This window comes from Bacteroides sp. D22 (genome assembly GCF_000163675.1).
In the GTDB taxonomy this organism is placed as follows: domain Bacteria; phylum Bacteroidota; class Bacteroidia; order Bacteroidales; family Bacteroidaceae; genus Bacteroides; species Bacteroides xylanisolvens.
In genome coordinates this window covers 15,606-42,584 of the sequence record NZ_GG774818.1, presented here as the reverse complement: position 1 = coordinate 42,584, position 26,979 = coordinate 15,606, and the positions used below count along the sequence as shown (strand labels likewise).

General features: G+C 43.5%; 30 protein-coding genes. 11 read left to right on the top strand and 19 right to left on the bottom strand.

All coding sequences use genetic code 11. From position 1 onward, the window contains the following. Positions 1–219 precede the first annotated feature (219 nt). Positions 220–3,249, top strand: a complete 3,030-nt coding sequence (locus tag HMPREF0106_RS05275; RefSeq protein ID WP_009040794.1) for a hypothetical protein — start codon at positions 220–222, stop codon at positions 3,247–3,249. Positions 3,250–3,679: 430 nt separating this feature from the next. Here HMPREF0106_RS05275 and HMPREF0106_RS05280 read toward each other — a convergent pair whose 3' ends face one another. The 6 genes from HMPREF0106_RS05280 to HMPREF0106_RS05305 form a co-directional block, all read right to left on the bottom strand. Further along, the gene (locus tag HMPREF0106_RS05280; RefSeq protein ID WP_009040793.1) at positions 3,680–4,129 is read right to left on the bottom strand and encodes an N-acetylmuramoyl-L-alanine amidase; all 450 of its coding nucleotides are present in this window, start codon (positions 4,127–4,129) and stop codon (positions 3,680–3,682) included. A gap of 3 nt (positions 4,130–4,132) precedes the next feature. Next, the gene (locus tag HMPREF0106_RS05285) at positions 4,133–4,456 is read right to left on the bottom strand and encodes a hypothetical protein (protein WP_004314756.1); all 324 of its coding nucleotides are present in this window, start codon (positions 4,454–4,456) and stop codon (positions 4,133–4,135) included. 259 nt (positions 4,457–4,715) lie between these two features. Next, a complete protein-coding gene (locus HMPREF0106_RS05290; protein WP_009040792.1) occupies positions 4,716–5,240 on the bottom strand; it encodes an HU family DNA-binding protein in 525 nt (174 codons plus the stop codon). Between the two features lie 190 nt (positions 5,241–5,430). Beyond that, the gene (gene dnaB / locus HMPREF0106_RS05295) at positions 5,431–6,792 is read right to left on the bottom strand and encodes a replicative DNA helicase (RefSeq protein WP_009040791.1); all 1,362 of its coding nucleotides are present in this window, start codon (positions 6,790–6,792) and stop codon (positions 5,431–5,433) included. Between the two features lie 16 nt (positions 6,793–6,808). Next, positions 6,809–7,429, bottom strand: a complete 621-nt coding sequence (locus HMPREF0106_RS05300) for a hypothetical protein (RefSeq protein ID WP_009040790.1) — start codon at positions 7,427–7,429, stop codon at positions 6,809–6,811. 579 nt (positions 7,430–8,008) lie between these two features. Next, positions 8,009–8,284, bottom strand: coding sequence for a DUF4248 domain-containing protein (locus tag HMPREF0106_RS05305; protein ID WP_008644351.1), 276 nt, complete (start codon positions 8,282–8,284; stop codon positions 8,009–8,011). Positions 8,285–8,563: 279 nt separating this feature from the next. Here HMPREF0106_RS05305 and HMPREF0106_RS05310 point away from each other — a divergent pair, with 279 nt between their 5' ends. Together HMPREF0106_RS05310 and HMPREF0106_RS05315 are read left to right on the top strand one after the other, a co-directional pair. Continuing rightward, entirely contained in the window at positions 8,564–9,826 is a 1,263-nt protein-coding gene (locus HMPREF0106_RS05310; protein WP_004314762.1) for a putative DNA modification/repair radical SAM protein, read from the top strand. 207 nt (positions 9,827–10,033) lie between these two features. After that, the gene (locus HMPREF0106_RS05315) at positions 10,034–10,807 is read left to right on the top strand and encodes a TIGR03915 family putative DNA repair protein (RefSeq protein WP_008644354.1); all 774 of its coding nucleotides are present in this window, start codon (positions 10,034–10,036) and stop codon (positions 10,805–10,807) included. Between the two features lie 86 nt (positions 10,808–10,893). Here the strand turns inward: HMPREF0106_RS05315 and HMPREF0106_RS05320 are convergent, their stop codons facing one another. Continuing rightward, positions 10,894–11,562 (bottom strand): MgtC/SapB family protein, encoded by a 669-nt coding sequence (locus HMPREF0106_RS05320; protein ID WP_004314765.1) that lies wholly within the window; start codon positions 11,560–11,562, stop codon positions 10,894–10,896. A 175-nt stretch (positions 11,563–11,737) separates the two neighbouring features. Between HMPREF0106_RS05320 and HMPREF0106_RS05325 the strand changes: the two genes are divergently transcribed. Further along, a complete protein-coding gene (locus HMPREF0106_RS05325) occupies positions 11,738–12,103 on the top strand; it encodes a DUF2809 domain-containing protein (RefSeq protein ID WP_009040789.1) in 366 nt (121 codons plus the stop codon). Here HMPREF0106_RS05325 and HMPREF0106_RS05330 read toward each other — a convergent pair. From HMPREF0106_RS05330 to HMPREF0106_RS27960, 5 genes are all read right to left on the bottom strand, one after another. Further along, positions 12,098–12,406 (bottom strand): HigA family addiction module antitoxin, encoded by a 309-nt coding sequence (locus HMPREF0106_RS05330; RefSeq protein WP_009040788.1) that lies wholly within the window; start codon positions 12,404–12,406, stop codon positions 12,098–12,100. The genes HMPREF0106_RS05325 and HMPREF0106_RS05330 overlap by 6 nt on opposite strands. A 12-nt stretch (positions 12,407–12,418) precedes the next feature. Beyond that, on the bottom strand, positions 12,419–12,733 hold the full coding sequence (locus HMPREF0106_RS05335) for a type II toxin-antitoxin system RelE/ParE family toxin (RefSeq protein ID WP_009040787.1): 315 nt from the start codon (positions 12,731–12,733) through the stop codon (positions 12,419–12,421). Positions 12,734–12,824: 91 nt separating this feature from the next. Continuing rightward, positions 12,825–13,673 (bottom strand): ion transporter, encoded by an 849-nt coding sequence (locus HMPREF0106_RS05340; protein ID WP_009040786.1) that lies wholly within the window; start codon positions 13,671–13,673, stop codon positions 12,825–12,827. A 130-nt stretch (positions 13,674–13,803) separates the two neighbouring features. Continuing rightward, the gene (locus tag HMPREF0106_RS05345) at positions 13,804–14,784 is read right to left on the bottom strand and encodes a lytic transglycosylase domain-containing protein (RefSeq protein ID WP_008021109.1); all 981 of its coding nucleotides are present in this window, start codon (positions 14,782–14,784) and stop codon (positions 13,804–13,806) included. Positions 14,785–14,805: 21 nt separating this feature from the next. Further along, positions 14,806–15,036, bottom strand: coding sequence for a hypothetical protein (locus HMPREF0106_RS27960; RefSeq protein WP_032851589.1), 231 nt, complete (start codon positions 15,034–15,036; stop codon positions 14,806–14,808). 60 nt (positions 15,037–15,096) lie between these two features. On the opposite strand from HMPREF0106_RS27960, the gene HMPREF0106_RS05350 reads away from it, so the two are divergent. Beyond that, positions 15,097–16,410 (top strand): TIGR01777 family oxidoreductase, encoded by a 1,314-nt coding sequence (locus tag HMPREF0106_RS05350; RefSeq protein ID WP_009040785.1) that lies wholly within the window; start codon positions 15,097–15,099, stop codon positions 16,408–16,410. Between the two features lie 178 nt (positions 16,411–16,588). After that, on the top strand, positions 16,589–16,864 hold the full coding sequence (locus tag HMPREF0106_RS05355) for a GNAT family N-acetyltransferase (protein ID WP_004314771.1): 276 nt from the start codon (positions 16,589–16,591) through the stop codon (positions 16,862–16,864). Positions 16,865–16,949: 85 nt separating this feature from the next. Here the strand turns inward: HMPREF0106_RS05355 and HMPREF0106_RS05360 are convergent, their stop codons facing one another. The 3 genes from HMPREF0106_RS05360 to HMPREF0106_RS05370 form a co-directional block, all read right to left on the bottom strand. Beyond that, positions 16,950–17,216, bottom strand: a complete 267-nt coding sequence (locus HMPREF0106_RS05360) for a zinc ribbon domain-containing protein (protein WP_004314772.1) — start codon at positions 17,214–17,216, stop codon at positions 16,950–16,952. A 118-nt stretch (positions 17,217–17,334) separates the two neighbouring features. Then, positions 17,335–18,066 (bottom strand): SDR family NAD(P)-dependent oxidoreductase, encoded by a 732-nt coding sequence (locus tag HMPREF0106_RS05365; protein WP_008644364.1) that lies wholly within the window; start codon positions 18,064–18,066, stop codon positions 17,335–17,337. A gap of 20 nt (positions 18,067–18,086) precedes the next feature. Beyond that, the gene (locus HMPREF0106_RS05370) at positions 18,087–18,386 is read right to left on the bottom strand and encodes a nitrous oxide-stimulated promoter family protein (protein ID WP_008021113.1); all 300 of its coding nucleotides are present in this window, start codon (positions 18,384–18,386) and stop codon (positions 18,087–18,089) included. Between the two features lie 184 nt (positions 18,387–18,570). On the opposite strand from HMPREF0106_RS05370, the gene HMPREF0106_RS05375 reads away from it, so the two are divergent. Both HMPREF0106_RS05375 and HMPREF0106_RS05380 read left to right on the top strand, forming a co-directional pair. Further along, positions 18,571–18,774 (top strand): hypothetical protein, encoded by a 204-nt coding sequence (locus tag HMPREF0106_RS05375; RefSeq protein ID WP_008771178.1) that lies wholly within the window; start codon positions 18,571–18,573, stop codon positions 18,772–18,774. A 120-nt stretch (positions 18,775–18,894) separates the two neighbouring features. Beyond that, positions 18,895–20,268: an MATE family efflux transporter gene (locus tag HMPREF0106_RS05380; RefSeq protein WP_009040784.1), complete on the top strand. Its 1,374-nt coding sequence runs from the start codon at positions 18,895–18,897 to the stop codon at positions 20,266–20,268. 96 nt (positions 20,269–20,364) lie between these two features. On the opposite strand, the gene HMPREF0106_RS05385 is transcribed toward HMPREF0106_RS05380, so the two are convergent. Both HMPREF0106_RS05385 and HMPREF0106_RS05390 read right to left on the bottom strand, forming a co-directional pair. Continuing rightward, positions 20,365–21,348 carry a fimbrillin family protein gene (locus HMPREF0106_RS05385; RefSeq protein WP_004304818.1) on the bottom strand — a complete coding sequence of 328 codons (984 nt, stop codon included), beginning with the start codon at positions 21,346–21,348 and terminating at the stop codon, positions 20,365–20,367. 71 nt (positions 21,349–21,419) lie between these two features. After that, the gene (locus tag HMPREF0106_RS05390) at positions 21,420–23,258 is read right to left on the bottom strand and encodes an RluA family pseudouridine synthase (RefSeq protein WP_009040783.1); all 1,839 of its coding nucleotides are present in this window, start codon (positions 23,256–23,258) and stop codon (positions 21,420–21,422) included. 119 nt (positions 23,259–23,377) lie between these two features. Between HMPREF0106_RS05390 and HMPREF0106_RS05395 the strand changes: the two genes are divergently transcribed. Both HMPREF0106_RS05395 and HMPREF0106_RS05400 read left to right on the top strand, forming a co-directional pair. Further along, entirely contained in the window at positions 23,378–23,905 is a 528-nt protein-coding gene (locus tag HMPREF0106_RS05395; RefSeq protein WP_008644372.1) for an SGNH/GDSL hydrolase family protein, read from the top strand. A gap of 120 nt (positions 23,906–24,025) precedes the next feature. After that, a complete protein-coding gene (locus HMPREF0106_RS05400; protein ID WP_004308264.1) occupies positions 24,026–24,490 on the top strand; it encodes a MaoC family dehydratase in 465 nt (154 codons plus the stop codon). A gap of 115 nt (positions 24,491–24,605) precedes the next feature. On the opposite strand, the gene HMPREF0106_RS05405 is transcribed toward HMPREF0106_RS05400, so the two are convergent. Next, positions 24,606–25,586, bottom strand: a complete 981-nt coding sequence (locus HMPREF0106_RS05405; protein WP_009040782.1) for a linear amide C-N hydrolase — start codon at positions 25,584–25,586, stop codon at positions 24,606–24,608. 158 nt (positions 25,587–25,744) lie between these two features. Here HMPREF0106_RS05405 and HMPREF0106_RS05410 point away from each other — a divergent pair, with 158 nt between their 5' ends. Continuing rightward, the gene (locus tag HMPREF0106_RS05410) at positions 25,745–26,419 is read left to right on the top strand and encodes a MarC family protein (protein ID WP_004304823.1); all 675 of its coding nucleotides are present in this window, start codon (positions 25,745–25,747) and stop codon (positions 26,417–26,419) included. 28 nt (positions 26,420–26,447) lie between these two features. Here HMPREF0106_RS05410 and HMPREF0106_RS05415 read toward each other — a convergent pair whose 3' ends face one another. Beyond that, complete coding sequence (locus tag HMPREF0106_RS05415) at positions 26,448–26,975, bottom strand: hypothetical protein (RefSeq protein WP_004325104.1); 528 nt, start codon at positions 26,973–26,975, stop codon at positions 26,448–26,450. Positions 26,976–26,979 lie beyond the last annotated feature (4 nt).

Genomic DNA, 26,979 nt, shown 5'->3' with positions numbered 1-26,979 from the left:
GGGCTTTGTTAACTTCTAAATTTTGCAAAAGGTCTCCCGCCCCTCTGCCGCTTCTAAGAAGCAGGGGTAAAAATGTAATCGCATATTGTTTCATTTTTCCGTATTGACTACTCCAAAAGAGCAGGAACAAAGGTTTCTCCGTTACCTACAAAGTAACGGGTGGCTATTATTGAAACTTAGTGTTTAATAATATATTATTAATGTAATTTTTAAGTAGTTATGAAGAAAAATTTTGTTAGGGTAATGCTTTTCGGGGCATTGGCGCTTACAGTAAGTACAACCGTTACAAGTTGTAAGGACTATGACGATGACATCAAAAATCTGCAAGAGCAGATTGATAAAGTAACGTCCACTAATCCGGTGAGCACAGAGGACATGAAAACGGCCATATCTAGTGCCATTCAGACTTTGCAGACACAGTTACAGACAGCTATTGATGGTAAAGCAGATGCTAAAGCAGTACAGGATTTGCTGAAAACAGTAGAAGCATTGCAGACTGCATTGGAAAACAAAGCAGACGCAAGTACTATTAAAACATTGGGCGACCAGATCACCGCTCTTTCAGAACAAGTGAACTCTATTGAGGGAACTTTGAACAAAACGAAGGAAGACCTCGAAGCTAAAGTTGCCGACCTGACAGAGAAGCTGGCTGGTGCTGCATCTAGCGAAGACCTGAAAAAATTAGCTGATGAACTGGCAGAAGCTAAGAATGAATTGAAGGCTGTGACAGAAATGGCCGAGAATAATGCGGCTGCTATCGTTAGTATACAAGCTGATATTTTAGAATTGCAAAAATTGGATGGCAGAATCACCGCATTGGAAACATTTAATCAAAACGCTGCATCGAAGGATGATTTGGCTGATTACGTAGCCCATTCTGAACTTGCAGGATTGGTTGATGGCGAAGTTCTGGAGTTGCTGAAAGACAATGGCTCTATTGCTAAATACGTAAACGATGCTATCGAATCACAGGTATTGGCGGAAGCCTCTGCTATCAATGTTTCTATCAAAGGTGTAGACGATAAATTAGCAACGTTGAGCACTAACTTTGAAACATATAAACAAGAACAGGCAACTGCTTACCAAACTGTGACTGGTAATATCACTACGCTTACCACATTCAAAACGACTATCGAGACAGCTTTAACTGATGGTGGTTATGAAAATTTTGCGGCAGTATTGACTGAAATTACCACGATTAAAACCAGTTATGGTTATTGTGCTACTAAAGAAGTTTTCGATGGGAAAGTAGAAGCTTATTTTGCTGATTATAAAAAAACGGTAAATGATAAATTCGCTGCATTGGAAAAACGTCTCACGGCACTTGAAAACCAAATTCAGAGCATTGTTTATATTCCTGAATACGAAGATGGACAGGTGAAATTCATGTCTTATTATTATGGTGAAGGAGAAGCTAGAAAAATGATTGCGCAAGCCGATCCTATCCAGGTGAAGTTCCGTATTTCTCCGGCAACAGCTGCCGCCAGCTTTGTAGCCAACTATACTCCTTCATTCGACGCACAGGAAATAAAGACTCGTGCAGCAGAAGAGATTTATAGCATTGAAGGCACGCCGACAGTGGACGAAGCTACAGGTATCGTAACCTATACTCTTTCTACGACTACAGACAAGAGCTATGCTATTAGCCTGAATCTGAAAGCTAAAGATGCAACTAAGAATTTGACGGATATCAGTTCTAATTATTTCCCTGTAATTGCGGATTATAGAGTGATTACATCTGTAACATTGAATTCACCGAACCAGGACGTGGCTACTATGCTTTCTGATAACGCTGCTTCAAAAATCGACTATGGTACAGGTGCTAAAGTGCTGATGACTGGTAAGGACAGAGCAGGAAATGCTATCATCGACGAAGCTATTAGCGAGAGTGCGGTGAATAAGAGTTTTGCGGTGAAATATACACTAAAAGCAGCGGACGACTACAACGACTTCAAAATTGGAGAAACTAATGGTGTTCTGGAACTAAAATCCTATAGTTCTTCGTTCAATAATAAAAAAGTAACTGCCCAAGCAAGAATTACAATGAAGGATGCTGCAGGGGATGCTGTATCTACTTTTACAAAAGAATTTGCGCAAGTAACAGCTGGTGAACAGGTTATTAAGACTTTAGCAGTGAATCCTTCCGGAATCGGTACCGTAGAATTCAAAAGTAAAGGAGAAGAAGCATCGGTATTTGATGTTGACTTAACTGGTCCTAATTACTCTACTCTTGGCATTACAGAGGCTGATTACCAGGCTCTTGGAAGTGAATGCTTCGACTTTGAGACAGGTGCTAAGAGCGGTATTAAATTTGCATTCAAGGAAAATACAACTACGAACGAGTTAACAGTGGTTGTTCCGGCAGGTATACCGGTTAATACTTATAATGATGTGACACTGACAGTAACAGTATCGCCTACCCAGAAATTTACGATAACAGCTAATGCTACGGTTCAGATAACTAATGTAGATTATGCTTTGAATTTCAATACGGATATAGCAGCTGGTGGTACTATGACACTCCAGCCTACTTATGCTCCGTTTGATAAGCCGACATTAGTGAGCTTCTCATCTGATTTGAAAAATGCATTTAATAATTATGCTACAGTTGAAGGTAACGCAGATAACGCAGGCGCTTCCATTAAGTTTGCAATAGATAATGCTCCTATAGCAGGTGTATCTATTAGCGAAGATCATGTATTGACGGTTGATGGCAGTAAATATAAAGGAGATAATATTGCTGTTAAGGTGAATGTTGTAGGTAAAAATAACGAAGATGCTGATGTTACATTATCATCAGCAGAAAAGACTTTAAATATCACTCCGACTAGTCTTGCAGGTTCATGGACTGCACCGGCAAGCACGACAGTGAAGATTGGTAGGGATAACTATCAAAGTACGTTTGATCTGGCAAATGGTTTCTCATGGAAAGCGACTAATGATAAGACAATCTGGAAAGATGGTAGCGCAAACACTACTGATTGGGGTGCATCTCCGTTAACTGTATTTGGAGTAGATCTTCCTACTTTCACAGTGGCATCTGCTGATCAACAATATGTTTCTATTACTGAATCGGGCGTATTGTCACTTACTGAAACTGGTAGGAATTTGGATCCTAGTGCTAAGAAAACAATTACCGTAACCATCAATGCAGCTCCCGGATGGGGAACTATTACTGGCTATGATGCAGGTAAGATAGTTACAGTAGAGATTAAATTAGGTACAGCATCAGACCAACCTTTTGACTAATAGCTGTTTCTAAGATCATCTCTCCCTTACATTCATTCTAACATCTCGAATAGAGGGAGAGATGATATCTCTTAAATAGATAATTTTTTATAAACAATAAAACCATTCTTCACTTGTGTGTGAAGATATTTTTACCCCAGAACAAAGCGAAGGACACAGCTTGTGAAAGTCCATCCTTCCTCTTTGTTCTTATTTAGAAAAGGGATACCTCCCACATTTCCCACAGGTATTCCTTTTTATTTTTACTCTCGGAGCGTCTTTTTGTTGTACTGGAATCAAATTGCTAGTCCCCCATTTCCCTATAGGTAAAAGAGGCGTTCCCAAGATGCAGAAAACCCGGGCTTGCGAAAGTCCGGGTTTTCTTGATTAATAACCAATAACAATTAACCAATAACAACTAACAATAGAATATGTAAATGAAAAAAGAAACCTATTCTTTATCCCACTCCTTGCTCGCTTCGAAACAGGGGCAAGCCTTGATCCACTCTTCCGGTTCAATCTCACCGTCTCCGTCAAGATCAGGACTAAGATCACGATGTCCCCAGACACGGCATCCCGGAAAATCCTTTAATAAAGTCAGGATAAGAACCCGTAGCGAGTGTTTCTGCCAACAAGTGCGCGTGTCTTTCGGCTGTCCCATGCAGTCCAGTCCGCCTTCATAGCAGATACCGATACTTTCCCGGTTGAAACCACGGCTATGCGCACCGATCCGTTCTAACGGACGGGTAGACTTAATATCCCCGTTCTTACGAATATAAAAATGATAACCCACACCATTGAAGCCGCGGCGACGATGACAAACGTCCAAATCATGTTCGGTGAAAGATTTATCCTCGCGGGTAGCGGAACAATGCACGACAATCAGATTAATAGTTCTCATGCGTTAGGCAGGTATTAAAGAAGTGGATGATGATGCAGATTCGGAACCATTGTTGCGCTGAATACACTCTTTATTGACACACTGTAAAGTGACAGCTTCCGAAAGTTTGCCTTTTAATGAAAAAATCTCCGAGTGCATTTCCTTCACACGGTCGCTCAAATCGAAATAATCCTTGAGCACCTTTTCGAGCTGTTTCATAAGGAAGCCATACTGCTCTTTCACTAGTTCGCTGAACTCTTTGACGTCCTGCATCATTTGCTGACGTTTTTTGCGACCTCCGAAAAAAGGGAGGATGGCTGTAATAATATCAATGATTTTGTCTAACATCTTTCTTGAATTAAAGATTAAAAATTAAAGATTGAGAATTAAAAAATAAGAGAAACTAAAAATAGGAAAACTAAAAAACACGAGAATGAAAGAAAATGGAGAAATAAAGAAAATGAGAAAATGCGGGAAAGAGAAAAACAGAAAAACAGCAACCACATGGCAAGGAACCATACATGGATCAGTTCCTGAAACCATGTGATACTGTTTTTTCTAAGGATGAAGTTTCATTCTGCCAAAGAAGATAGAGCGGGCAGCTTATTTACGCTGCTGGATCCGGTGCTTCTCCACCGCCCGGTTTATTGCCCCCCGAACCGCTGCCGGAATCATCGTCCGAACCACCGTTTCCGGAATCGCTTCCATCGCCCTTTCCGCCCAGGACGAAGTTCACGTTGTTTTCGCTTCGTGTACTCGTATGGCTCGAATTCATCAGCTTCAACGCTTTGTCGGCAACAAAGCGGACATTGACACGGCGGATGCTGCGCACCGTACAATCTTTCATAGTCTCCGTACCGTCACTAGTCAGCGTGATGTGGAACGTACCCAATCCGTCAATCTTCACCTTATCGCCCTGGGTGAGCGACAGACGCAACTGTTCCACAAATGCCTCAATGGTGTGTTTCACATCTCCGGCAGTCAGTGACGATTTACTTTCGATGGCGGTAGCCATCGTATCAACGTCCATCACTCTTACATTGCCCGATTTCTGACGTATGTAATACAGTAACGGAGCATCCTCCTGATTTACATACTTTTTGCGCTGATAGCGTTCTACTAATACATCCATAAATTTGAAAAGTTAAGGTTTAAGTGAATAATTATATGTTTTCTTTTTGATACTAAAAATATACAAAATAAGAGAGGAGAAGTCAAGTAAATATGGTTTTATTTTCTCTGATAATATAAAAAGTTTTGCACCAGATATGTATCAATACTATTTTGATAAATTGTCTTGATTATTTGTACAATAGATTGTTTTATTTAGCATGTTTTTCCAAATATTCCAATGGCGGAACATAGTCATATATTTTTGTCATCGACGGATTATGTCCGAAATATACATTCCCAGTCTCTCCATTACGCTGCTTGGCAACGATAACCACCCCCAGTCCTTCTGTCGGGTAACCGCTTTCCCGGTCAGTGACGACGCGTTGCATCGCCGGTCGGTAAAGCAACATCACGACGTCTGCATCCTGTTCGATAGCTCCGCTCTCGCGCAGGTGTGCCAGTTCCGGACGTCCTCCGGGGCGATTCTCCGACTCGCGGTTCAGCTGACTAAGCAGTACGACGGGAATATGCAGCTCCTTGGCCAGCAACTTGGCTTTCCGGGTGGCTTGTGCCACTTCCTGTTCGCGGTTGCGGTTGGCCTGCTTGGTAGCCATGTCGCAGAGTTGCAGGTAGTCGATAATAATTGCGTCACACTGATTGCGGCTCTTCAGTAGCCGGGCACTTGAGCGAATGTGATCCATGCTGACAGAAGTGCTGTCGTCCACGTAGATGGGGAGTCCCGATAGTTCTGAAGCTGCGGTGTGGGCATTTTCCATCTCTTGTGAGGTAGGTATTCCGTTCCTCCACCGGTAAGGATTGATGTTGCTTGCTGCTGCCAGCCATCGGTCGGCAAGGCGTTCCCCTTGCATCTCAAGGCTGTAGACGGCCACCGCATTGCCCGCCATTGCCGCACTGCGTGCCAGGTGTAGGGCAAAAGCCGTTTTACCTACGGAAGGCCGGGCGGCAATCACTATCAGATCACTATCCTGCAAACCGCCCGTTTTTTGGTCGAGTTCGGTCAGACCGGTGGGGATGCCGGTGACGCCGTTCACGCTTTTGGCAATACGCAATTCAGCTTCTTTCAGCGTGTCGGTCATTAGGGTGTCCATGCAGCGTATATGGTCGTGGTGTCCGGATTCGCCTTCGAGACGGTCGAGCAGGTTGTGCGCGTCGATGAGGGTGTCGTCAATGTCGATTGTTTCATCCATGGCGCAGGTGAGGAGTTTGTTGAAGCCGACTACGGCTTCGCGTGCCAGATATTTCTGGTGGACGATTTGCGCGTGATACTCGATGTGGGCGGAGGAAGCTACCCGGCTGCTTAGTTGTACGATGGTATACGGCCCGCCTATCTTTTCGAGCACTCCGCGACGGGTGAGCTCTTCTTTGACGGTGAGAATATCTATCTTTTTGTTTGCCTGATACATGGCTATCAAGGCGGCGAAGATCAGCTGATGATGATCGTCGTAGAACATTTCGGGACGTAGCTTGTCGGCTACGAGTGGCAGAGCCTCCTGTTCTATCAGGCAGGCTCCAATGATGGCTTCTTCGAGTTCGCTGGCGTGTGGTTGCATTTCTTTTCGATGTTTTTTAGTCTATATATTCGTTTAAGAAAGCCTTGTCTTTCAGGTAGGTGGCGGCAAGGGGGATGAAACGTGTGTCGTTGGTGTGGTAGTAGACTTCCTCGATGTGGTCGATGGCTGTCTGCTGTTCCTCTTGGGTGAGCTTGTCCCATTCGCGGCGGGCACGGGCGACGTACTGTTTGGGTTTTTGCATCGTTTCATGATATTTATCCCAGAAAACGTCGAACACTTCGGATTTTTCTTTCTTTTTTTCTTCGCGGGCTTCCGGAGAGATGCAGCCGGTCCAGAAATCATAGTTGTTGATATGAATGTGGAAGATTCCTTTCTGGTGTGGGATGATCTTGATAATGCCCTCTTCCTGGATTTTTTGAAAGAAGCGGAGGGTTTTGGATCGGCTCCATTGGAAGAGTTGGCTCCAGTGTTGCTGGCTGATGACGGATTCTCCGCGTTGGCATACGATGTCGATCTGCTGAATCTTGTACGTGGTTTCCGAGTAGTTGGCGTGTATCAGGACTTGGAGGAGCGCTTCCAGTTCTCCCGGCGCTTTGTCGTTTATCTGACGTTTTAACAGTGCTTTGGGAATCAGGATGTAGCCTTCGTGCAGGAGATTGTTTGAAAGTTGTTTCATTGAGGCGTATTTTTATTTACTTGTTGTTGATTGCGGGTTATCCCCATTGTGCATACATTGTCGGATGCGGCTGCGAAGGTAGTGTATGAATGGCTGTTCGTGCAAATCTTTTTTGGCTGGAATGGAGGTGTTTTGGACGGTATGGTGGTATTTGGACTGTATTGGGGGCTGTAGGACGGAAATAATGTTGTTCTGTGTGACACCGCGCGGGTGTAAAAGATGAGATTGGGGGAATGAATAGAAAAACAGAGGTTCTGTTGGGATGAAACAGAGCCTCTGTTTATTAGAAATAGAACCTCTGTTTGCCGTAAATAGAGGCTCTGTTCGGGAACATGCGGCTTTCTTTTTAGTATTTTTTTTGACAAAAAATCGAACAGCCAAACGAACACCCCCTGAAGGTGGCTCAACTGCTTGTCTGTCATGCGTTTGCAACGCTCGAAAAAAAAGTAGGCGAACCACCAACCGAACATATATAAATACTAAAATATAATAATCTATATAATATAGTTCGTTCAACACGTTTTTTCTGTGTTTTCGGAGGTGTCAGGATGCAGTAAATCTTTACTTATGGGTGATGCGCTAACGTAGGATTATTTTTTCCGGTCCCCAGGTCATGAAAAGGATCTGCTGTTGCTTCGGACTTAGACGTGTTGTTTCGTGTACGTAGTGTGCGGCTTTTAATTCGTCGAAGAGCAGTTTGTCGAGTTCTATTTCGTTTCTCATTCTTTTGCTGGCTGTGTCAGCGTTAGAATATTCGGGAAAATACTCCTGCGCTACGGCAGAGAAGGTTTTAAAACCATTGATAACCCATTCTCGTTCTTCCATTTCTTCTTCGTTTTCGTTTGAAGTCTTCATTTGTGTAAAATTAAATTGTTTATTAATGCAACACTTCTTGTGTTGACTTTGCAAAGTTAATGAAAATATATTTGTTGTGATAAAATAATCGATTTATTTTATTATCATATTTGATCTATGTAATAAAATATTGTATCTATTAAACTCCTTTTTTAAGCGTAGCTTTTTGTATCATAAAATTTGACTTGTTTTGTATTGATATATTTGCTAAACTTTTTTTCTTCTATACGCGTCTCAAATTAAATCGTATATTTGCGAAAAGAATCAAGATTGGGAATTATGAACGAAAACGTCTTAGCTAAACTGAAGATACTTGCGGAATCTGCCAAGTACGATGTTTCCTGTTCTTCCAGTGGTACGGTGCGCTCCAATAAGCCGGGCACGCTGGGAAACACTGTCGGAGGATGGGGGATTTGCCACAGCTTTGCCGAGGACGGGCGGTGTATCTCGCTATTGAAAATCATGCTTACCAATTATTGTATCTACGACTGTGCCTACTGTATCAACCGGCGTAGCAACGATCTTCCCCGCGCCACATTTTCCGTTTCGGAATTGGTGGAACTGACGATGGAATTCTATCGTCGTAACTACATTGAAGGGTTGTTTCTTAGTTCCGGAGTGGTCCGCAATCCGGACTATACGATGGAGAGACTGGTGCGTGTAGCCAAAGATTTGCGGCAAGTGTACCGGTTTAACGGTTATATTCATCTCAAGAGTATTCCCGGTGCCAGTCGTGAATTGGTGAATGAGGCCGGGCTGTATGCCGACCGTTTGAGTGTCAACGTCGAAATTCCCAAAGAAGAAAACCTGAAACTCCTTGCACCGGAGAAAGATCATAAAAGTGTATTTGCTCCGATGAAATACATTCAGCAAGGTGTGTTGGAGAGTAAGGAAGAACGGCAGAAGTTTCGCCATGCACCCCGTTTCGCGCCTGCGGGACAAAGTACCCAGGTGATTGTGGGCGCTACCTCCGAGTCGGATAAAGATATTCTTTTCCTTTCGTCGGCTCTTTACGGACGGCCGACCATGAAGCGTGTCTACTATTCGGGCTACGTTTCTGTGAATACATACGATAAACGTCTTCCGGCATTGAAGCAACCGCCTTTGGTACGTGAAAACCGGCTCTATCAGGCTGACTGGTTATTGCGCTTTTACCAATTCAAGGTGGACGAAATTGTGGATGATGCCTATCCGGATCTCGACCTCGAGATAGACCCGAAACTCTCGTGGGCTTTGCGCCATCCCGAACAGTTTCCTGTCGACATCAATAAAGCGGACTACGAAATGTTGCTCCGTGTGCCGGGAGTGGGAGTGAAGTCGGCGAAGCTGATTGTCGCCTCCCGCCGTTTTTCGCGACTGGGTTTTTATGAACTGAAGAAGATAGGAGTGGTGATGAAGAAGGCGCAATATTTCATCACCTGCAAAGAGCTGCCTCTCCAAATGCTGACTGTGAACGAACTTTCGCCGCAACGGGTACGTAGCTTATTGCTCCCGAAACCAAAAAAGAAAGTGGATGAACGCCAATTACGATTTGATTTCTGATTTATGATTTATGAATTCTGATTAAACGAATTACTAAGTATGTTAATTAGCTTATATAATAATTTAGGTACGGATTACACGGATTACACGGTTTTTAGTGTTGTCATTGCTGCAAAGAATCCGCATTCATCCCTGTAATCCGTGCCTAAAAATAAATCATAACCCGGAAATCATAACCCATAAATCATAAATCATAAATCATAACTCTTGAACATTTTTGTTTACGATAAAAGCTTTGATGGTCTGCTGACTGCCGTGTTCGACGCCTATTTTCGCAAGACCTTTCCCGATGATTTGTTGTCGGAAGGAGATGCTTTGCCCTTATTTTATGATGAGTTGCATACCGTAGTCACCGATGAAGAGAAGGCAGGGCGTGTGTGGCGGGGATTGCAGAAGAAAGTCTCTGTATCTGCTTTGGGCTGCCTCACACAAAGTTGGCTGTCGGAGCTTCCGGAGGTAGGGATGCTCATTTTTCGTTATATCCGTAAAGCGATCGACTCACCCCGTTCTATCGAAACCAATTTTGGCGATCCGGACGTTTTGCGATTGGCGCAAATATGGAAGAAAGTGGATGGTGAACGTGTGCACCTGATGCAGTTTGTCCGTTTTCAGAAAGCTGCGGATGGTACATTCTTTGCGGCTTTCGAACCGCAGTATAATGCGCTTCCTCTTACCGTCCACCATTTCAAAGACCGTTTTGCCGATCAGAAGTGGATTATCTACGACATGAAACGCCGTTATGGTTTTTATTATGACTTGCAGGAGGTGACAACCATCTCGTTTGATGATGACAGCCGTGAATCCCATCTGATTACGGGGATGCTGGATGAAAGTCTGATGGACAAGGATGAGAAACTTTTCCAACAACTCTGGAAAACTTATTTCAAGGCCATTTGTATCAAAGAACGTATGAATCCGAGAAAGCACAGGCAGGATATGCCTGTACGTTATTGGAAGTATCTGACGGAAAAGCAGAAATAGGTTTTCATCTCTTTATATTTTAGAATTAAAATACTCCTCCTTGTTTCTTCTGCTTTTCTTGTCTCTATTGTTTTTTGTAAAGGGACTTATTCAATTCGCTGCACTGTTACCTCCGGAAACTCCTGTATCAATGAAAGCAAATGTCCTTCATCGTTATTTCGTTTCGACTTGATTACCATGCTCACCTGATAAAACTCTGCTTCACCCTTATGCAACGTTTCCATCTCGTAAGAGACTATCAGGTAGTCTTTAGAGTTGAATCTGTCCGCTATCTGTTTCAGAGTGTCTTTGTTGGAAGTAGAGAAAGAAACCATCGAGCTTTTCATTCCGATGCTTTTAAACAGGTAACTAAGTAATTCCAGTCCGATGAGGGTCAATACCATGGCAGCAATGCCGATGGTGTACATTCCTGCGCCTACTGCCAGTCCGATACCGGCAGTTGCCCAGATTCCTGCGGCGGTAGTCAGGCCGCGTACAATCTGCTTTTGGAAGATGATGGTTCCCGCACCGATAAATCCGATACCACTGACGACTTGAGCCGCCACACGACTGGGGTCGAGCGTGACACTGCTTTCTTTTATAATCTCCTGAAATCCGTATTGGGAAACAATCATAATCAGGGCACTGCCTAGCGATACGAGGAAATGAGTACGGTATCCGGCTTCTTTGGCACGGTATTCACGATCCAGTCCGATGATCGCCCCCAGTATGCCGGCGACCAATAAACGAATGACGAAATCTATGTTCAACATCATGTGTTCAATCTCCTTTCTGTTTTTTTATTGTTTGTGGAAAAATACTTGGAACTATAAATATACAATTATTTCTCTTTTATGGATCAATCATTTAGTAATATTTGAACGTATTCGATCTATTTTATCGTATATTCGCAGACTCAAATGAATGTTTAACCCTGTGATTGAGTGAATAATGAAGAAAAGATTTTTTTATATAATCAGCTTTCTGCTGATCTTTTGCATCGAGGTATTGATAGCTTTGTATGTGCGTGACAATTTTATACGTCCTTATGTCGGAGATATGCTGGTGGTAGTGCTGGTGTATAGTTTTGTGAGGATATTTCTCCCGACAGGAATTCCGCGGATGTCGTTTTATGTCTTTCTTTTTGCCTGTTTTGTGGAAGTGCTGCAATACTTCCGGTTGGTGGAAACATTGGGGATCACGAACCGTGCAGCCAGAATCATTCTGGGCTCTACGTTCGATTGGGCGGACATAGCTTGTTATGCGGTAGGCTGTGTGTTTATTGTTTTATTCGAGCGTATTGGCAAGAACTCATAGCAATGAGGCACACATTTTTCGTATTTCGTTTAATCGGTTTGAAAGTGCTTTCTTTTCACGTGCCAGAGCCATATTATATCGTGCTTGCATATTGATGAGTAGTTCTGGATTAATGTTTAGAGCGGCTTCTATCATTAATGCAAAATCACTGGTAATAGGTCTTTTCCCATTTAAAATCTCATTAAGCATTGTATAGGGAACTCCCAGAATTTCCGAGAATTTCTTTTGAGAGATTCTGCGACATTCCAATTCTTCTTTCAATATATCACCTGGGTGTGTTGGTAATCTTTTTATTGTATCCATAATTTAATCTTTTTATTGATAATGATTGGTTATATCTGTCACTATGCAAATGGTTGATATGATTTCTGTACCTTCAGTGCGAGTTTTAAATTCCAGTCGATAGTGATAGTCTATGCGAATGGAAAAGTAGTCCGCACGGCCTTGAAGAGCTTCGAAGTTCAGAGAGTTGAAGACAAATAAATCTTCTATTCGGGTAGCGGCGATTAATGTGTCGATACGCTTCTGGTATTTTTTTATAATAGCCGCATCAAACCGATATTTTTTGCTTTTACACTTGCCATTCTCATATAACTCTTTTAGATACTCTTTCTCATATTCTATAATCATATTCCGTTTGTTTCTGCAAATATAGCATTTAATTTGTGATTCACGAAAATAGTGAATACCTTTTTCGTGTTAAATAAAGAATAGATATTGTTTAGTCATTATTCAATTTATGTCCGCAATATTTGCAAAACTCGGCATTGTCTTCGTGTCCGGAGCGATGGCAGTTGGGACATTCTTTGTCTCTTCTGCGTTTGTAGTCTTTCATCATGGAGGCAGATACGATCCCTGTCGGTACGGCAATAATTGTGTAACCGATTAGCATGACACAGGCGGAAAGGAACTTCCCAAGACCGGTGACGGGGGTGATGTCTCCATAGCCTACGGTAGTCATGGTGACGATAGCCCAGTAAATGCTGTTCGGGATGTTGTTGAACTGGGAGTTGGGTTGTGTTCCTTCAATCATATACATCAGCGTGCCGATGGAAGTCACCAGGATGACGACAAATAAGAAGAATACCGCAATCTTCTTGCTGCTTTCGCGTAAGGCGGTGAGTAGTCGTTCGCCTTCATTCAGAAAGTTGAAGAGCTTGAAGACACGGAATACCCGTATCAGGCGGAAAGCACGGATGATGAGCAGATAGCGTGCACCGGGGAAGAGCAGGCCGATGTAGAGCGGAAGGGTGGCTAGCAAGTCTACGATTCCGAAGAAGCTGAATATGTATTTCCGGGGACGGGGCGAGCAGTAGATTCTCGTCAGGTACTCGAAAGTGAAGAAAGCGGTGAAAAGGTACTCCATAATGACGAACGGAGTCGTCAGAAAGCTGGGAAGTCCTTTCAGGCTTTCGATGATGACAAGCAGTACGCTGACTAGAATACAGCCGATCAGAATCACGTCGAACAGTTTTCCGGCGGGAGTGTCCGATTCGAAGATGATGACGTACAACTTTCGTTTCAGTTTTTCGTCATGTAAAAAACGATGGATTCTTTCTTTCAGTTTCATACTAACAGTTCATACTAAATGCTATTTGGGCGTTCCTCCGGCATCTTCTTGTAGAAAGAGGTTGTTTGGCTGTGAATGGGCAGTGCAAACTCCGTTTTCCGCTATGAGAAGAGGTTAGGGGGGAGGATTTTCAGTCAATCACCCATTGTTTATTATAGGCCTCTGTTTTTTTCGGATCGTAATACATACCTTCTTGTGTAGGAATATAGAGGGTGTATGTCTTTCCGGTCTTGTTCCTTAATGAGGTGTCGCGCAGCCAGGGGTTGGCATCACGGAGTTGTGCGTATGTGATACCTTGTGATTTGGCATAATCATTCAAATCATTGATGCTAGTGGAGACGGTCACCTTTTTGTAGGGAATGGGCGGATACAGATGTTCCCGCTTCAACAGAAACCCGTAACGTTGCGGGTTGTTGAATATCTCTTTGGCTGCCAATATGCGGAACATATAGCGGGAAGTTTCTTCTACCAGCCATAAGTCCATGGCATGACTTGCCAGTTGTTTGTCGAGTTGGGAGGAGATACGTCCCTGTCCGGCATTGTAGGCGGCGGAGACAGCCATCCAGTCTCCATATTTGGCATACGCTTGTTTGAAATATTTGCAGGCGGCTACGGTTGCTTTTTCAATGTGGTAGCGTTCGTCTACGTTGTCGTTCACTTCCAGTCCGAATTCCCGTCCGGTGGCGGGCATAAACTGCCACAGTCCTGCTGCTCCTGCCGGAGAGCGGGCGATGTTGTTCAGGTTACTTTCGATTACCATCAGGTATTTGAAGTCGTCGGGGATGCCGTTGGCTTTCAGTATCGGTTCTATGATGGGGAAGTATCGGTTGGCACGTTTTATCAGTAGCATGGTGGTGGAATGCATATAGGTGAAAGCCATCATCTCACGATCCATCCGTTCGCGGCGGTCATAGCGGCGGAGGTCAATGGTTTCTCCGTCAAAAGTAACCTGGGCGGGAACGGTGGGCGAGGTGACACAATAAGGAACTTCCGATTTGGCGGAATGTTGTTCGGTCACCTGGCTGCTGCCTGTCAATACAGGAATGGATGCGCCGATGCAAAATACTAATATGAGCGTAAGAATATAGTTGATTTTAGTTTGTTTCTTCATTTATTTATTTCATTATTTCAGTTAATACCATTCAGTTTCTTGTTCAGACTTTGTCGGACTGTTCACATACTTGCCATTCTCTCCAAACAGATCGCTTTCTGTATTCCGTCCGCCCTGTTTGTAGATGCCGTTCATCGTCTCCTTTATTTGATAGAACAAATTTTCTCTCTCTTTGTCAGTCTGTTCAGAGATTTTTTTTCTTTCAGTATTAAAGTCTGCCTTGCAAAGATAGCCCCATTTTGTTTTTTTCAAAGAACTTTTCTTGCATTTTATACGTTTTTCTAATAGAGTTAAAATAAATAATGAATCAAGATGAATATAGCAATGACCGGAGCTACCGGATATATAGGTAAACATCTTTCCAATTATCTCACAGAAAAGGGCGGACACCGGATTATTCCCTTGGGAAGATCGATGTTCCGCGAAGGTATGTCCGGACATTTGATTCAGACATTGACGCATTGCGACGTAATCATCAACCTGGCTGGCGCACCCATCAATAAGCGTTGGACACCGGAGTACAAACAGGAATTGTTCAACAGCCGCATTGTGGTGACGCACCGTATTATCCGTGCGTTAAATGCCGTCAAGACAAAACCGAAACTGATGATTTCAGCTTCCGCCGTGGGCTATTATCCTCCGGAAGTGGAAGCGGACGAATATACCCGTACCCGCGGCGACGGTTTTCTTTCCGATCTCTGTTATGCATGGGAGAAAGAAGCCAAACACTGTCCCCAACCTACCCGGCTCGTCATTACACGCTTTGGCGTAGTGCTTTCTCCGGATGGGGGAGCGATGCAGCAGATGCTTCGTCCTTTGCAAGCCACGAAGGTAGCTACCGCCATCGGTCCCGGCACCCAGTCTTTCCCGTGGATAGCCATGCACGACCTTTGCCGTGCCATGGAGTTTTTTATCGCCCACGAAGAAACGCGGGGTGTGTATAATCTGGTCGCTCCGCAACAGATTTCGCAATATTCTTTTACCCGTGAGATGGGAAAAGCTTATCAGGCATGGACAACGATTGTTGCTCCGCAGCGGGCTTTCCGTATATTTTACGGTGAAGCGGCTTCTTTCCTTACAGCCGGTCAGAAAGTCCGCCCGACACGTCTGACGGAAGCCGGGTTTCGTTTTTCCATCCCTACTGTCGAACGTCTTTTTAAAGGTACGGATCACACCACGGTCTCCTCTCTCGACCTGAACCGATATATGGGACTTTGGTACGAAATAGCCCGCTACGAGAACCGTTTCGAACACGGACTGGTAGATGTCACGGCCACTTACACGCTTCGTCCCGACGGTACGATTCGTGTGGAGAACCGGGGATGCAAGCGCAATTCTCCTTATGATATCTGCAAGACTGCCAACGGACACGCCAAGATACCCGATCCCGCGCAACCGGGTAAACTGAAAGTCTCTTTCTTCCTTAATTTCTACTCTGATTATTACATATTGGAGCTGGATGAAGAGAATTACAACTATGCCCTTGTAGGCAGCAGCACCGATAAATATCTCTGGATACTAAGCCGCACGCCGCAACTGCCCGAGGAAATCAAAAAGAAACTCGTCACCGCTGTCGAACGCCGCGGTTACGATACCAACCGGTTGCAATGGATAGAACAATTTTGATTATAAATATGCTTTCATAATTAGTTTATATAATAAATCTAGGCACGAATTACGCTGATGAACACTGTTGCTTTATCTATGCGTCATTTTGAAAAAAACGTAAAATCCGTGCCTGATAATAGATAATTATTAGGCAAGAGTACTTAAAATAATAATGAACTTTAGAACAATATAGATTATGGATTACGAAATTATTCATCAGCCCGAACAGCATTTGTTTAAGACAGAAGTAGACGGTCGTACCGCCTTTGTACAATATCGCCTCTTAGGTGATTCTCTCGACATCATTCATACCATCGTGCCCCGCCCGATAGAAGGTCGCGGAATAGCCGCTGCATTGGTGAAAGCTGCGTACGACTATGCAATAGCCAACGGAATGAAACCGAAAGCCACCTGTTCTTATGCGGTAAAATGGCTGGAACGCCATCCGGAACTGAATGGCAATAGTGATTGATTTCAGTGAAAAAGCTTTAGAATGTAAAAATGTGTCGAGATATGGTTTTAGGTTATTTTCGACACATTTCTATATTCATGATTGATTATTTCCATCTCTTCAACTGTGGGAAGAACTCTTTCATCGTTTTACGTGCTTCTTCCACCGTGTATTTCACTTCCGAGTCTTTATTAAACTCATCGAGGTAATTCAGGTTGAGTTCGATCATTTCGTCCATCGTACACTCTTTCGTGAAATGTCCGTCCGCATAGCAATAGTGGCAATAATCCTGATTCTTGCTACCGTCTGCTTCTTTTCCAAAAGTTGAGTCGTCTATCGGCATACCGCAACTCTGACAAATTTTTTGTTCCATCTTTTTTTGTTAGATTATAAGTTTATGTTACAGGACAAATATAGGTAGAATTATTGGAATAGGAGTTATCTGATCTTGCTAATTACCTGTTCATTTCCCGGCTTGTTCACTTTTGGGGTTAATTTGTTTTCACCGGCAGACGTTTCCACATCCAGCGGGGAGTCATTTTCCAGAAAAACACCAGAATCCGGTAACGCCAGTCGATTACTGCTACCCGTTGTTTGCGCTTCAGCGACCAAGAGATATGACGGCCCACTTCGGCGGCATCCATCAGCAGTGGATAATGCTTTCCGTCATTCAGTAAATCGGTGGCTACAAATCCGGGACGAATATCGGTAAAACGGATATGTAGCTTTTGCAGGTATGACAGTTGTTCAAGCGCATCTATATAAGTGTTTTGAAAACGTTTGGTGGCGGAATAGGCAGGAGCAACTCCGAGCCCTTTCGTTCCGGCAATGGAACTGATAACGGCCAGATGTCCGCCTCCGTTTTTCTTGAAGTACGTGAAAGCGGTATCTACCATTCGGATAAAGCCTGCTACATTGGTGTGTGCTGTGTTCAATTCTACTTCCATGTTCAGGTCCATATTCTGGAAACCGATGCCGGAACTAAGAAGAAACAAATCCATGCCGCCTAGTTTGTCGATGAGCAGATTCAGCTTTTCGCTTGCATCCTCTTGGGTTACGTCTAATGCTTGGATTTGAATTTGATCCGGTGCTGCCCGTTGCAGGTTTTCGAGAGAAGATTGCCGTCTGCCGGCTACTCCGATTTTCCAGCCTTCCAGTAACAGGCATTTTGCAACTTCTTGTCCGATACCGGAGGTGGCCCCTATGATAATGGCTTTTTTCATTACTGATTTTTTTTAGTAAGTTATAGGTTCAATAAATGTCGTATGGTTTGCCAGGGTGCATAGAACAACATTCTCGGTCCGGAAAAACGCATTACCTGTCGCATTCGTTCGCGCAGGACAGGCTTGTAACAATGTACCGTGCACTCTTTGCATGCACCCTTTTTCTCTCCAAACGGACAACGGTCGAGACGGGCATGTGCATAGCGAAGCAACTCTTCACAGTCGGTACAAAGAATCTTGTTTTTTTCTTTTTTCCGACAATAGAGGCGGATCATTAACTCTACTGTTTTCTTTTCGTGTGCGATGCGTGATACCTTCATCTCTTTCTTCTTTACACTTTGGATTGACAAAGATAGCGAAGATTATGCAGAATCACAGGCGTATTTTGTTAAAATGTATCTTTCTGGTGGGTATTTTCTTTTCTGATGGTAAATCATGAACAGGCTTTTTGAAACATCTTCTGAAGAGCTTGTGGATGACGGAAACAATCTGTATCTTTGCGGCATGAAAAAGTTATTATGTCCGCAATGCAAGATTGCAGCCATGTATGTGAAGAATGAACAGGGTGAAAGGCTGTTGGTTTATGTGCTCGAAAATGGTGAAGTCGTTCCCAAATATCCGGAAGATTCGATGGAAGGGTTCGACTTGACAGAGGTTTTCTGTCTGGGTTGTTCGTGGCATGGTTCGCCTAAACGACTTGTTAAATGATTAACTGTTTAGTGTTTAATCACAATTTTTTGATTTATGTCAACTAAAAGAGGGACGGGAAACAAGGATTAATTCGTTGAATATTCCGTATCTTTGCGCCCAATTTTAGAACATAGACGTATGGCAACTTCTAAAGAAATGACGGCAGGGCCGGCATTACCTCTCATTTTAAAGTTTACACTGCCGCTTTTACTTGGCAATCTGTTGCAACAAACGTATTCGCTTGTTGATGCTGCAATTGTAGGAAAGTTCTTGGGAATAAACGCGTTAGCTTCTGTTGGAGCCAGCACGTCAGTGGTATTTCTCATTCTCGGGTTCTGCAATGGATGTTGCGGAGGGTTCGGAATACCCGTTGCGCAGAAGTTTGGGGCGCGGGATTACAGTACGATGCGCAGTTATGTGGCTGTCAGTCTGAAACTGGCTGCGGGAATGTCGGTGGTAATTGCACTTCTCACCTGTATTTTATGTGAGGATATTCTTCGGATCATGCGTACGCCGGAGAATATTTTTGAAGGAGCTTATGCTTACTTGCTTGTCACTTTCATCGGTGTGCCGTGTACGTTTTTCTATAATCTTCTTTCGAGCATTATCCGTGCGTTGGGAGACAGTAAGACGCCTTTCTGGTTTCTGTTGTTTGCGGCTGTTCTGAATATCATTCTCGACTTGTTCTGTATTCTGGTACTTGACTGGGGAGTGGCGGGAGCTGCTATTGCTACTGTCTTTTCGCAAGGATTGTCGGCTGTTCTCTGCTACATTTATATGTACCGGAAGTTTGAAATATTGCAGGGTACTCCGAAAGAGCGCCGGTTCCAGTCGAAACTGGCTAAGACGCTGCTCTACATCGGTGTGCCTATGGGATTGCAGTTTTCTATCACGGCTATCGGCAGCATCATGCTTCAGAGTGCGAATAATGCCTTGGGAACGGCGTGTGTGGCAGCCTTTACGTCTGCTATGCGCATCAAGATGTTCTTTATCTGTACGTTCGAGAGTTTGGGCATTGCGATGGCTACATATAGCGGACAGAATTACGGAGCGGGTAAACCGGAACGTATTTGGTTGGGAATCAAGGCTAGTGCTCTGATGATGATTATTTATGCGGCTTTCACGTTCCTTCTTCTGATGATAGGGGCTAAATATTTCGCGTTGATCTTCGTAGACCCGTCGGAAACGGAAATTCTGCTGGATACGGAGTTGTTCCTGCATGTCTCCTGTATGTTCTTCCCAATGCTTGGTTTGTTGTGCATCTTGCGTTATACCATTCAGGGAGTAGGCTTTACCAATCTTGCCATGTTCTCTGGAGTGGCGGAGATGATTGCTCGTATTCTTGTCAGTCTCTATGCCGTACCGGTATTCGGTTTTATTGCTGTCTGCTACGGTGATCCGATGGCTTGGATAGCGGCAGACTTATTCCTCGTGCCGGCCTTTATCTATGTTTATCGCAGGTTGAAGAAGCAGGTATTTACGAATAGTCAGGTTACGCAAACGGTGGCATGATTGCCGGTTGGTGGCTTGCGTAACCCGACTTGCAGTTTGCATAACCCGGTTTGTGGCTTGCGTAACCTGGTTTGCTTTGATTTTATTTCGGATATTTTAATCTTGTACAGGGTATAGCGGGTTTCCGCTTTCGTCTACCTCTGTCCATTCTTTCACACTGACATTGGCGAATGAGATGGAGTTTTCATTGATAACTGCCCGGAAAAGGTATGAATTTCCGGCTGACAGGAGGTTGTTGGGTGGAGTGAGCGGAGTGGTGTAGGTACGTGAAAAGCTTTCTCCGTTTACCATCAGCTCCAGTGTCAAAGTCATGGGAGAGGAGCTCTTTACGGGTAACATGATATATTGTACGGTGAAGTCGTTGATTCCCATATCGGCTGCTTTGTCATAGCTGACTTCCGAAGTGATGATACCTGTTGACAAATCCATGATTGCGCCCGGTTTCGGTGGGGTGATGGTAGCGGAAAGTATCTTGTTTAAAGTGATATTTTCTCCTCCGGCGATCGCTACAACTACTTGCGTGGCTGCGTGTTGGTAGGTTATGGGGATATTTATCTGTGAACTGGCGATGTCCTGATGAACTGCGTGCCACCAAAGATAATCTACTCCGTTGGATAAAGGTTCGGATAGTCCGTTGGTGAAAGTAGGCGCCGGGCTGGTGGAATTGCATGATACGGCATAAAAGCTATAGATAGCATTGCTCAAATACATTTTATATCCTAGATTTCCTGTCAGTACACCGGGGGAGGAGGTGACATAGTTGCCTTGAGCAACGGGAGCGCCTGTGATATTGTTCGATGTGTTGGCTGTATAGGCACACAACCAGCTTTGAAGTCCTTTTCCCATGGGGGACATGGCTCGTGTGATGTTTCGTCCTTCTACGGAAGCACTGAAAGTAATCAGCGCATTCTCTTTGGCCGGATTACCGTTGTTGTCATCATTGCCGGAGCCGGATGAGCCTCCGTTGTTTTCTTCGTCAGGATAGTTGATGTAGATATTGTTTTTGGAGCAGGCTCCCAGTAGCAGCATTGCTAAAGCAGATACGGCTAAATACTTTGTAATGCGGAATTTGATGTCCATAGTCAGGTTCTTTTTGAAAATTAGTAATTACCCCTATATACATTTCAAAAAGAATTTGGTTCATAGCTTAATCATATTTTTTTATGGAAATCGGCCTCTTTCTGTATGCAGAGAATGTCTCCGTATATGGGATGGCGGAACTCTATATATTCGGCATGGAGGTATAGTCTGTCTGCTTTCTTTCCGTAGAGTTCGTCTCCAAGTATGGGGCATCCCAAGCCTTCCGGATGGGCGGCGTGTACTCTTAACTGATGTGTGCGTCCGGTCAATGGATAGAAGATAATCCGGGTGTATTTTCTTGACTCATTGATACTCCGTTCTGATTCATCAATCCTGTTTGATTCGTTGAAAGTGTTTTCAGATTCACTGGTAATTCTTTCAGACTCACTGATTATCTGATATTCTGTAATCGCTTCTTTCCCGTGTTCGCTACTGACCATTTGCCGAGGACGGTCGAGAGGATTCAGACAAAGAGGGAGTTCGATTCTTCCTGTACTTCCTGTTCTTTCTGCTTTTGCTGTTTTTTTCGTTGATACAGTGTTCTTTGCTATTAATATAGCTTTCTCTGCTATTGGCTTTGTCTCTTTCTCTGTTTTTATTATCGCCCCATCCAGCACAGCCACATAGCGTTTCTTAATACTTCTGTTTGCAAATTGCGCCTGTAAATCCTGATGTACCTCTTTTGTTTTGGCAACGAGCAATAATCCTGAAGTAGCCATATCGAGCCGATGTACAATCATGGGACCGGTAGCTTCGGGATATTTTTTCTTCAAACGATGATAGACTGAATCTCTGTCCTCCGCTTTTCCTGGAACGGACAACATCCCTGCCGGTTTATTGACTACCAGCAACCATTCATCTTCAAACACGATTTCCAGTTCTTCCTCTTCATGAACAGGATTCAGCAGTGAATTTTCGTCTACCTCCAATCCTTGCAACATGTGTTGCAGAATCGGTTCGCACTTCCCTTTGCAGGAAGGATAATAATATCCGTGATGCCGGATTTCGTTTTTAGGAGAGTCGCCCCACCAGAATTCAGCCATAGCCAATGGCTTTAATTGATGAAGATACGCATATTGTAATAACTTAGGCAAAGCACATTCACCCGCACCGGCAGGAGGAACTTTCTGAACCGTTTGCTCGAAAATAGTATATAAGTCTTTCACCTCTCCTTGGGCATTTAGCATCCGGAATTGCTCGAATAACTTTCTTTGTAAAGCTGCTGAACGTTCTTTTCGTTCGGTTTTCAATCGCTCTATTTCAATATCGAAGTGCCTGACTTCCGTTTCGAGCTCTTCCAATCGTTTTTTCCATTCCTTTTCCAGTCGTTTGTATTCCGCTTTTTGGTATTGGCTTTCCCGAATCAGGGAGGCTTGTTCTTCTTCGGAAAGCTCCGGAGATGACTGGCGGCGAATCTCTCTCGCCTCCTTTGCCATTTTAAGCTCCGCTTTTGCTTGATTCAAAACAGCTTTAGCCTGTTCCGTTTCTATCTTCCATTTCTCTTTTGAATCGAGATAAGAACTACTGTTTTCCAATTCACGAATACGGATATTAATGGCAGAAATCTGTTCTTCTTCGATTTTGAAGAATCCCTCTGGTTGTAATAGGTCATAAACAGGAGGAACGAAATAAGGATGCAGATTCTTTCCGTCCAGATTGCCGGAGAAAGCTGCAAGATAACCAATCTGATTTTCTTCGTTGTTTGTTATTCTGTTGTTCGTTTGCACAATCAACACTCCAAACATCTTTCCGGAAGCCAATTCCTCTTGCCATTCTTTCCGGCTTGCAATATATTCTTTCACTTCTTCCGCAGCCAACACACACAATGGATGAGGTGTATAATGGAAAGGATAAGTGAATTTTTCCGGCAACGCAAGGTGAGAAACGGGTTTCTTGAAAAAATGTATCATCGGTTTATATATATGAATGAATGTGATTACCTTTGCAAAAGTAACGTAAATCCGCGAATTTTATTCTATATTTGTTTGAGAGTTTGAGTGAGATAACGTGGACGTTTGAATGAAATTGTATGGATAGGATAGAAGAAAAACCAAAATTTGCCTTTCTTGGTAACAGTCACATGGCTTTTTGGGCACTAGATATCTATTTCCCACAATGGGAATGTCTGAACTATGGTGCTCCCGGTGAAGGGCTGGCCTATGTGGAGTCTTTTGCGGTAGACACTTCCGATTGCCAGGTCGTCGTTCAATTCGGAACCAATGATATTTATCAGTTGAACGATGAAAATATAGATGAATATGTAGAGCGTTATGTAAAAGCGGTTCTTGCCGTCCCTTCACTGAAAACATATCTTTTCTGTATTTTTCCGCGTAATGATTACGATGATTACAGTACGGCTGTGAATAAATTTATCCAGATCCTTAACCGGAAGATACACGAAAAATTGCAGGGAACAGATATTGTCTATCTGGACGTATTCAATCGTTTATTGCAGGATGGCAGGCTGAATCCGGAGTTGACTCTCGACGATTTACATTTGAATGGTAAGGGGTACAGTATTCTGACAGAAGCACTGAAACAGGCTTCCAGTTTGTAAAACATACCTAAATACTTCATTCCTTGCTTTTATTTATAAATTTGGTGGCATATCAGTTTATTTTTCCTATTTTTGTCCCCAATTTAATAGTAAATAACCCCCATAAAAACGATAAGACTTATGGAAAAAGTAATTATCAATTCGTACGAAGAATTCGAAAAACTAGTAGGCCAACAGATAGGTGTTTCCGATTATGTGGAACTCTCGCAGGAACGTATCAATCTTTTTGCTGATGCAACGCTGGATCATCAATGGATTCATGTAGATACGGAACGTGCGAAAGTAGACAGCCCTTATCATAGCACGATTGCTCATGGCTACCTGACATTATCCATGCTTCCTTATTTGTGGAATCAGATTATCCAGGTGAATAACCTGAAAATGATGATTAACTACGGCATGGACAAAATGAAATTCGGTCAGGCTGTATTGTCAGGACAGAGCATCCGTCTGGTGACTACTTTGCACTCGCTGACTAATCTGCGTGGTGTGGCAAAAGCGGAAATCAAGTTTGCTATCGAAATAAAAGACCAACCAAAGAAGGCGCTGGAAGGAATTGCTGTGTTCCTTTATTATTTCAATTAATGGCAAGCTGTTAAAGAAACAGATTTTATCCCCGGAAATGATCGAAATACGTCTTAAAAGTTAGATACAAAAACTTTTGGGATGTGCTTCAGATGGATCGTTTCCGGGGATAATTTTATCCTTTTACTCCCATAAATCTGAACGGCTGTGCCGGTTTAAACTCTTTCGTTGCATTTCCATGATAAGTTTCACCGTTTGCGATAGATAATTTGAGTACCGGAGCTCCTTCCGACAAGTCTGTTTCCCGTAAGTTTACCCAGAATGTATTAGGTGTCAGACTTGATTCGAAGAAGTAGAGCAAATTCTTACTATCCGATACCGTTCTCCATTGTGTGGTGGAAATTTCCGGAAATTCGGGAGTGGATATGCCATAAGGAACAGAAGTATTACGGATAACGCTGAATACGCTTGCCACGGCTATTCTCACATCATCTGTTGGGGGCAGGGCATTGATATAAAAACTGGCTCTTGCAAAACGGTCGGACGGACGGTTGGTTCCGGGCAGGAAGCTCAATCCACCTATTGATTTCCAGTATTCGTTTAGTGCCAGTTGCTTGTTGTAGGTAGGGGAGTTGGTCATTACTTTGTACTCCTTGCTGTGGTAAACAGTCAGCTTTCCACTCGTATATTCGAATATTGCACAATCGCCCGTTGCGTCGGAAATAGATAAATGCAAGGTTGCCAGGCGGGAACCATCCGGCATCAGGTCCGATACCACTTGGAAAGTGTTTTCATCAATGAAAGCGACAGCCTCGTCTACGGTGGCGAAGTTATCCAGCATATATTGCACCCATGCAGTAATGGCAAGTCCCGGTTTACTTTGATCTCTGACCGGATACTCCGTTTCGGGCAACCATAACAGATTGGCAACCAACCCTTTTTCATTCATCCCGTCTGTACTGGCAATCTCGAAAGCCGAAGTCACCACGCTGCCATACTTGGACGTCCATTGCAGGGAGTTGGCTCCCGTTTCTCCATTTCTTTCCATACCTTTGGGAAATACCCAAAGATTGCTGTGCATTTCTGTTTTCCAGTCCATAGACCGGCCGGTTACCACCATTCCATTTTTTCCCGAATAAACGACTCTTGTACACATAATTTTAATTTCTAGTTAAAGGTTTATTATAAGCTGCTTTCACGAGGTATTCAACCGATGCGGATTCATCTCGCAAAAGCATATTCTCAAAACAATAACGTTTCATTTATGTTTTAGATACATATCAGATATTAATAAAGTATCAAAAAACAGGTATTATGTCATTAAGTAATCTTCTCATCATATTTTCGTCATCGTTTATGGCGCTGTTTCCGGTGATAAACCCTTTGGGGAATGGTTTTGTCGTCAATGGATTCTTTACAGACCTCGATCCTCAACAACGGAAAGCAGCCATTCAGAAGCTGACGCTCAATTTTATAATGATCGGTGTAGGGACATTGGTGATAGGACATCTGTTTCTATTGATTTTCGGTTTGGCTATTCCTGTTATTCAGTTAGGAGGTGGAATATTGATTTGTAAGACGGCAATGGAGCTGTTGGGCGATTCAGGTTCGTCTGATAAAGAAGAAGCCAGTAAGAATGTAGACGGTTTCAGATGGAAAAACATCGAGCAGAAGATATTTTATCCCATCACGTTTCCTATCAGTATCGGACCGGGCAGTATATCGGTTATCTTTACTTTGATGGCGTCTGCCAGTGTTAAAGGCAAATTGTTGCAAACTGGGATTAATTATTTGGTCATTGCGCTTGTTATTATTTGTATGGCGGCCATCTTTTATGTATTCCTTTCACAAGGGCAGAGGTTTATTCAGAGGTTGGGACCGGTGGGAAATCAAATTATTAATAAGCTTGTTGCTTTTTTCACTTTCTGCATCGGTATTCAGATTTCGGTGACGGGTATATCCCAGATATTCCATCTGAATATACTCTAATTGAACGGTGAGATAAAAGCGATAGAAATTATCTGTTTTTCTTTGCTTTCATGGCTTTCAGGGTGTTTTTTCGTACGGAACGGATAGCGGGAACCAGTAAGTCGGGCTCCATGATTTCCAGTATTGTGCGTAATTCCTGTTGCAGTTCCGGGATGGAGCGTGTCAGTTGATAAGCCAGTTTCATGCAGAGCGATTGCACGCCCGGTGGTTCCTCGCGGGATATCATGCGTTCCATGCAGAAATCAAGGAAATCCACTCGTGGCGGATCGGCGGCAGGTTGCTGGCATATCAGGTTCAGGATCATTCTCCGTTTTCCCGAGTGTGGGCAGGTCATGGCAGCGTCAATCAATTCTTCTTGTTTCCGGCTCAACCATTCTACATCTGCCTTGGAGAAATGAGTACATACCCACAATGCCTGATAGGAAACAATGTGGTCTTTGTCGAATATCAGCTGGTAGACTTCTTCTCTAAGACGCTCGTCGTCCTGTATGAAATGGAGTACTTCTCTGATATCTTCAATGTGTACACGTTCGGATAATCTGGCACGTAAGTTCATGTTT

Bases quoted from the DNA above. Each gene is read 5' to 3' on its own strand.
- HMPREF0106_RS05275 (WP_009040794.1), top strand. From the start codon at position 220: ATGAAGAAAAATTTTGTTAGGGTAATGCTTTTCGGGGCATTGGCGCTT.
- HMPREF0106_RS05280 (WP_009040793.1), bottom strand. From the start codon at position 4,129: ATGAGAACTATTAATCTGATTGTCGTGCATTGTTCCGCTACCCGCGAG.
- HMPREF0106_RS05285 (WP_004314756.1), bottom strand. From the start codon at position 4,456: ATGTTAGACAAAATCATTGATATTATTACAGCCATCCTCCCTTTTTTC.
- HMPREF0106_RS05290 (WP_009040792.1), bottom strand. From the start codon at position 5,240: ATGGATGTATTAGTAGAACGCTATCAGCGCAAAAAGTATGTAAATCAG.
- dnaB (WP_009040791.1), bottom strand. From the start codon at position 6,792: ATGCAACCACACGCCAGCGAACTCGAAGAAGCCATCATTGGAGCCTGC.
- HMPREF0106_RS05300 (WP_009040790.1), bottom strand. From the start codon at position 7,429: ATGAAACAACTTTCAAACAATCTCCTGCACGAAGGCTACATCCTGATT.
- HMPREF0106_RS05305 (WP_008644351.1), bottom strand. From the start codon at position 8,284: ATGAAGACTTCAAACGAAAACGAAGAAGAAATGGAAGAACGAGAATGG.
- HMPREF0106_RS05310 (WP_004314762.1), top strand. From the start codon at position 8,564: ATGAACGAAAACGTCTTAGCTAAACTGAAGATACTTGCGGAATCTGCC.
- HMPREF0106_RS05320 (WP_004314765.1), bottom strand. From the start codon at position 11,562: ATGATGTTGAACATAGATTTCGTCATTCGTTTATTGGTCGCCGGCATA.
- HMPREF0106_RS05325 (WP_009040789.1), top strand. From the start codon at position 11,738: ATGAAGAAAAGATTTTTTTATATAATCAGCTTTCTGCTGATCTTTTGC.
- HMPREF0106_RS05330 (WP_009040788.1), bottom strand. From the start codon at position 12,406: ATGGATACAATAAAAAGATTACCAACACACCCAGGTGATATATTGAAA.
- HMPREF0106_RS05335 (WP_009040787.1), bottom strand. From the start codon at position 12,733: ATGATTATAGAATATGAGAAAGAGTATCTAAAAGAGTTATATGAGAAT.
- HMPREF0106_RS05340 (WP_009040786.1), bottom strand. From the start codon at position 13,673: ATGAAACTGAAAGAAAGAATCCATCGTTTTTTACATGACGAAAAACTG.
- HMPREF0106_RS05345 (WP_008021109.1), bottom strand. From the start codon at position 14,784: ATGAAGAAACAAACTAAAATCAACTATATTCTTACGCTCATATTAGTA.
- HMPREF0106_RS05350 (WP_009040785.1), top strand. From the start codon at position 15,097: ATGAATATAGCAATGACCGGAGCTACCGGATATATAGGTAAACATCTT.
- HMPREF0106_RS05355 (WP_004314771.1), top strand. From the start codon at position 16,589: ATGGATTACGAAATTATTCATCAGCCCGAACAGCATTTGTTTAAGACA.
- HMPREF0106_RS05360 (WP_004314772.1), bottom strand. From the start codon at position 17,216: ATGGAACAAAAAATTTGTCAGAGTTGCGGTATGCCGATAGACGACTCA.
- HMPREF0106_RS05365 (WP_008644364.1), bottom strand. From the start codon at position 18,066: ATGAAAAAAGCCATTATCATAGGGGCCACCTCCGGTATCGGACAAGAA.
- HMPREF0106_RS05370 (WP_008021113.1), bottom strand. From the start codon at position 18,386: ATGAAGGTATCACGCATCGCACACGAAAAGAAAACAGTAGAGTTAATG.
- HMPREF0106_RS05375 (WP_008771178.1), top strand. From the start codon at position 18,571: ATGAAAAAGTTATTATGTCCGCAATGCAAGATTGCAGCCATGTATGTG.
- HMPREF0106_RS05380 (WP_009040784.1), top strand. From the start codon at position 18,895: ATGGCAACTTCTAAAGAAATGACGGCAGGGCCGGCATTACCTCTCATT.
- HMPREF0106_RS05385 (WP_004304818.1), bottom strand. From the start codon at position 21,348: ATGGACATCAAATTCCGCATTACAAAGTATTTAGCCGTATCTGCTTTA.
- HMPREF0106_RS05390 (WP_009040783.1), bottom strand. From the start codon at position 23,258: ATGATACATTTTTTCAAGAAACCCGTTTCTCACCTTGCGTTGCCGGAA.
- HMPREF0106_RS05395 (WP_008644372.1), top strand. From the start codon at position 23,378: ATGGATAGGATAGAAGAAAAACCAAAATTTGCCTTTCTTGGTAACAGT.
- HMPREF0106_RS05400 (WP_004308264.1), top strand. From the start codon at position 24,026: ATGGAAAAAGTAATTATCAATTCGTACGAAGAATTCGAAAAACTAGTA.
- HMPREF0106_RS05405 (WP_009040782.1), bottom strand. From the start codon at position 25,586: ATGTGTACAAGAGTCGTTTATTCGGGAAAAAATGGAATGGTGGTAACC.
- HMPREF0106_RS05410 (WP_004304823.1), top strand. From the start codon at position 25,745: ATGTCATTAAGTAATCTTCTCATCATATTTTCGTCATCGTTTATGGCG.
- HMPREF0106_RS05415 (WP_004325104.1), bottom strand. From the start codon at position 26,975: ATGAACTTACGTGCCAGATTATCCGAACGTGTACACATTGAAGATATC.